General features: G+C 51.5%; 1 rRNA gene. It reads right to left on the reverse strand.

The annotated features are described in order from the left end of the window. Window positions 1-262 (reverse strand): 23S ribosomal RNA (locus tag QMX86_RS28285); the annotation flags it as partial.

The raw sequence follows: 262 nt of genomic DNA on the forward strand, positions 1-262 counted from the left end.
GGTCTTTCGGCGTGGGTGTTTTTCACACCCATTGTCGTTACTCATGTCAGCATTCGCACTTCTGATACCTCCAGCAAGCTTCTCAACTCACCTTCACAGGCTTACAGAACGCTCCTCTACCGCATCACCCGAAGGTGATACCCGTAGCTTCGGTGTATGGTTTGAGCCCCGTTACATCTTCCGCGCAGGCCGACTCGACTAGTGAGCTATTACGCTTTCTTTAAAGGGTGGCTGCTTCTAAGCCAACCTCCTAGCTGTCTAA

The organism is Pseudomonas sp. PS01270 (assembly GCF_029959775.1).
Classification (GTDB): Bacteria; Pseudomonadota; Gammaproteobacteria; order Pseudomonadales; family Pseudomonadaceae; genus Aquipseudomonas; species Aquipseudomonas atacamensis.